The organism is Aeromonas sp. ZOR0002 (assembly GCF_963866995.1).
Lineage (GTDB): Bacteria > Pseudomonadota > Gammaproteobacteria > Enterobacterales > Aeromonadaceae > Aeromonas > Aeromonas caviae.
On record NZ_CAWMFQ010000147.1, the window covers coordinates 1 to 4,236 of the forward strand.

The 4,236-nt window shown below is 60.1% G+C and carries 4 protein-coding genes and 1 tRNA gene; all 5 read left to right on the forward strand.

Going from position 1 to position 4,236, the window contains the following annotated elements; genetic code table 11:
• Nucleotides 1-649, forward strand: a 649-nt coding sequence (ispE, locus tag AACR77_RS08965; RefSeq protein ID WP_156133354.1) for a 4-(cytidine 5'-diphospho)-2-C-methyl-D-erythritol kinase, incomplete at its 5' end; no start/stop codon positions are given.
• Nucleotides 629-703: transfer RNA gene (locus AACR77_RS08970), tRNA-Gln, on the forward strand. The genes ispE and AACR77_RS08970, both read left to right, overlap by 21 nt.
• Nucleotides 704-942: 239 nt before the next feature.
• Entirely contained in the window at nucleotides 943-1,890 is a 948-nt protein-coding gene (locus AACR77_RS08975; RefSeq protein ID WP_010673845.1) for a ribose-phosphate pyrophosphokinase, read from the forward strand.
• Between the two features lie 249 nt (nucleotides 1,891-2,139).
• Nucleotides 2,140-2,736, forward strand: coding sequence for an aminoacyl-tRNA hydrolase (gene pth, locus AACR77_RS08980; RefSeq protein ID WP_041215615.1), 597 nt, complete (start codon nucleotides 2,140-2,142; stop codon nucleotides 2,734-2,736).
• A 132-nt stretch (nucleotides 2,737-2,868) separates the two neighbouring features.
• Entirely contained in the window at nucleotides 2,869-3,960 is a 1,092-nt protein-coding gene (ychF, locus tag AACR77_RS08985) for a redox-regulated ATPase YchF (RefSeq protein WP_010673843.1), read from the forward strand.
• Nucleotides 3,961-4,236: the final 276 nt, after the last annotated feature.

Below are 4,236 nucleotides of genomic sequence, written 5' to 3' on the forward strand. Positions count from 1 at the left end.
CCTGTTGCAGAGCCGGTTGGCCAGTCCGCAGGGAGCCCATATCCGGCTGGAGAAGGTACTGCCCATGGGCGGTGGCATCGGGGGCGGCTCGTCGGACGCGGCCACCACCCTCGTGGCCCTGAACCACCTCTGGCAAGCCGGCTTGAGTGAAGACGAGCTGGCCGAGCTCGGCGTGCAGCTGGGCGCCGACGTGCCGGTGTTCGTGCGGGGCAAGGCCGCCTTCGCAGAGGGCGTGGGGGAGCGGTTGCAACCGGTCGAGGTGCCGGATGCCTGGTACCTGGTACTCAAGCCCGATTGCCATGTGGCCACCGCCGCCGTGTTCCAGGATCCCGACCTGCCCCGCAACACCCCCAAGATGACCCTGGACAATCTGCTGGCAGGAGAGTGGAAAAACGATTGCGAACTGCTGGTGAAAAAGCGCCACCCCGAGGTTGCCAATGCGCTCGGCTGGTTGCTAGAATACGCGCCGTCAAGAATGACGGGCACTGGCGCCTGCGTCTTTGCTCGATTTGAAGACGAAATGGCTGCTCGGAAGGCGTTGGCAATAGTGCCGGAAGGCTGGGATGGGTTTGTCGCCAAGGGCGAGAACATATCACCACTCTTCGTCACTTTGCAACAAGTGAGTGATTGGGGTATCGCCAAGCGGTAAGGCAGCGGGTTTTGATCTCGCCATTCCTAGGTTCGAATCCTAGTACCCCAGCCAACTCTCTCCTTGTTGAGGCCGCATCGGGAGGTGTTGACCTCGTCGATGTGTCTTGGGCCAATCTGACGCGATGGCGCTCAAGGTGGATTCCCGTCCACCCACCCTGCGGGTGATGAGACGCCATCCTCGACATCGCCCAGAGACCTTGTCCGTCATCTTGCTAAATCGTTTGCCCCCAAACGATACGGGTCTAAAATCAGACTCCCCACATACTGGATGCAACCCCGAGGTTTCAAACCGTGCCTGACATGAAGCTGTTTGCTGGTAACGCAACGCCGGAACTAGCCCAGAAGATCGCAGATCGCCTGTTTATCAAACTCGGCAATGCTGCCGTAGGTCGCTTTAGCGACGGCGAGATCAGCGTACAGATCAACGAGAATGTACGCGGTGGCGATATCTTCATCATTCAATCCACCTGTGCCCCGACCAACGACAATTTGATGGAATTGATCGTCATGGTGGATGCACTGCGTCGTGCTTCAGCTGGCCGTATCACTGCCGTTATCCCCTACTTTGGTTATGCCCGTCAGGACCGCCGCGTCCGCTCCGCCCGTGTGCCCATCACCGCCAAGGTCGTCGCCGACTTCCTCTCCAGCGTGGGTGTGGACCGTGTGCTGACCGTTGACCTGCATGCCGAGCAGATCCAGGGTTTCTTCGACGTCCCCGTCGACAACGTGTTCGGCAGCCCGGTGCTGCTGGAAGACATGAAGGCCAAGAACCTCGAATCCCCCGTGGTCGTGTCACCGGACATCGGCGGCGTGGTCCGTGCCCGTGCCATCGCCAAGCTGCTGGACGACACCGACATCGCCATCATCGACAAGCGTCGTCCCCGTCCGAACGTCTCCCAGGTCATGCACCTGATCGGCGACGTAGCCGGTCGTGACTGCGTCATCGTCGACGACATGATCGACACCGGCGGCACCCTGTGCAAAGCGGCCGAAGCGCTGAAAGAGCGTGGTGCCAAGCGCGTGTTCGCCTATGCGACCCACCCTGTCTTCTCCGGCACCGCCGTTGAAAACATCAAGAATTCGGTCATCGACGAGCTGATCATCACCGACTCCATCCCGCTCACCCCGGAGATGAAGGCAGTCGGCAAGGTCAAGCAGCTGACCCTCTCCTCCGTGCTGGCCGAAGCGATTCGCCGCATCAGCAACGAAGAGTCCATCTCTGCCATGTTCGAGCATTGATAGACCCTGTCGTGACAAAAACCGCCGAATGGCGGTTTTTGTTTTTTTGGGTGCCTGGCGCCAGCCGCCAGCCTCCACTCGGCAAGAGACGAAAACCTCGGACGAGCCACCCCACCCGAGCCCTTCTGTCCAGCTTTTCCCCGACCTTGCCGCACTTTGGTTGAGTGATCGCCACTCGGCGGCTAGAATATTGCGTCCCATTGCCCCGGGTCATCCGCCCATGGCAAGTAGCGAGTGAAGACATCAAGCGTGACAAGTCAAATCAAACTGATTGTCGGGCTGGGTAATCCCGGCCCCGAATATGCCAAGACCCGCCACAATGCGGGCGCCTGGTATGTGGAGCAACTGGCACGCTGGCACAATGTCAGCCTGCGCGAAGAGCCCAAGTTCTTCGGCCACACCGCCCGCTTCCTGGTGGACGGGCAGGATGTGCGGCTGCTCATCCCGAACACCTACATGAATCTCTCCGGCAAGGCCGTGGCGGCGCTCGCGCGCTTCTACCAGATCGCCCCGGAGGAGATCCTGGTGGCCCACGACGAGCTGGACCTGCCTCCCGGCATCGCCAAGTTCAAGCAAGGGGGCGGTCACGGCGGCCATAACGGCCTCAAGGACATCATCGCCAGGATGGGCAACAACAATAACTTCTTCCGGCTGCGCCTTGGCATCGGCCATCCGGGCGCCAAGGAGCTGGTCGCCGGCTTCGTGCTGACCAAGGCGCCCAGCAGTGAGCAGAGTCTGATTGAGGCCGCGCTGGACGAATCCCTGCGCGCCACCGACATCCTGTTCAAGCAGGACATGACCAAGGCCATGAATCGCCTGCACAGTTTCAAGGCCGAGAAAGTCTAGGCCTTCAGCCTGCATCGCCAGGCAGTTCAAGATGACCGGCCCCCTGGCGAGATCCCTCGCCTCGGGGTCAAGCAACACGACACGGGCCGCCCGCGCGGCCCCTTGAAGCATCCATCAACAAGGTAACAATCCATGGGTTTTAAATGCGGTATCGTGGGCCTGCCCAATGTAGGCAAATCCACCCTGTTCAATGCGCTGACCAAGGCCGGCATCGAAGCCGCCAACTTCCCGTTCTGCACCATTGAGCCGAACACGGGTGTGGTCCCCATGCCGGATCCCCGCCTCGACCAGCTGGCGGCCATCATCAATCCGCAGCGTGTCGTGCCGACCACCATGGAGTTCGTGGACATCGCTGGCCTGGTGGCCGGTGCCTCCAAGGGCGAAGGCCTTGGCAACCAGTTCCTCGCCAACATCCGTGAAACCGAAGCCATCGGTCACGTGGTGCGCTGCTTCGAGGACGAGAACATCGTCCACGTGGCGGGCAAGGTCTCCCCGGCCGACGACATTGAGGTGATCAACACCGAGCTGGCCCTCTCCGACCTGGATGCCTGCGAGCGCGCCATCAATCGCCAGTCCAAGCGTGCCAAAGGCGGCGACAAGGATGCCAAGCTGGAAGTGGAAGTGCTGGAGAAGATCAAGGTTGCCCTGGAAAACGGCCAGATGATCCGCGGCATGAAGCTGGACAAGGATGAGCTGGACGCCGTCAGCCACCTCAACTTCCTGACCCTCAAACCCACCATGTACATCGCCAACGTGGCGGAAGATGGCTTCGAGAACAATCCCTATCTGGATCAGGTCCGTGAGATAGCCGCCGCCGAGAACGCCGTTGTCGTGGTCGTCTGCTGCGCCATCGAGGCGGACATCGCCGAGCTGGACGACGAAGACCGCGCCGAGTTCATGGCGGATCTGGGCATCGAGGAGCCGGGCCTGAACCGGGTGATCCGCTCCGGATACGAACTGCTCAAGTTGCAGACCTACTTCACCGCCGGTGTGAAAGAAGTGCGCGCCTGGACCATTCCCGTAGGTGCCACCGCCCCGCAGGCCGCTGGCAAGATCCACACCGACTTCGAAAAAGGCTTTATTCGCGCCCAGACCATCGCCTTCGACGACTTTATCACCTACAAGGGTGAGCAAGGCGCCAAGGAAGCAGGCAAGATGCGCGCGGAAGGGAAAGACTACATCGTCAAGGATGGCGATATCATGAACTTCCTGTTCAACGTCTAACCCCATGAGAGGCCAGCATTTGCTGGCCTCTTTTTTATCTGGCCAGAGGCGCGATCTGGGTGCGAATGTCGTAAAAAAAACCAGATTGTTGGGCTTTTGCACGACAGCGGCCAATAACTCGCCAAACGCACCCAAATTCGTTTTTTCAAACAAAAAAAGGGTTGACGCCCCAGAGCCAGATACGCATAATTCCGGCCGCACAGTGACGAGGCAACGACTCACTGGAAGCACGGTTGGCTATGTAGCTCAGTTGGTTAGAGCATCGCACTCATAATG

Excerpts from the sequence above, each read along its gene's own strand:
- ychF (WP_010673843.1), top strand. The coding sequence starts at position 2,869 with ATGGGTTTTAAATGCGGTATCGTGGGCCTGCCCAATGTAGGCAAATCC.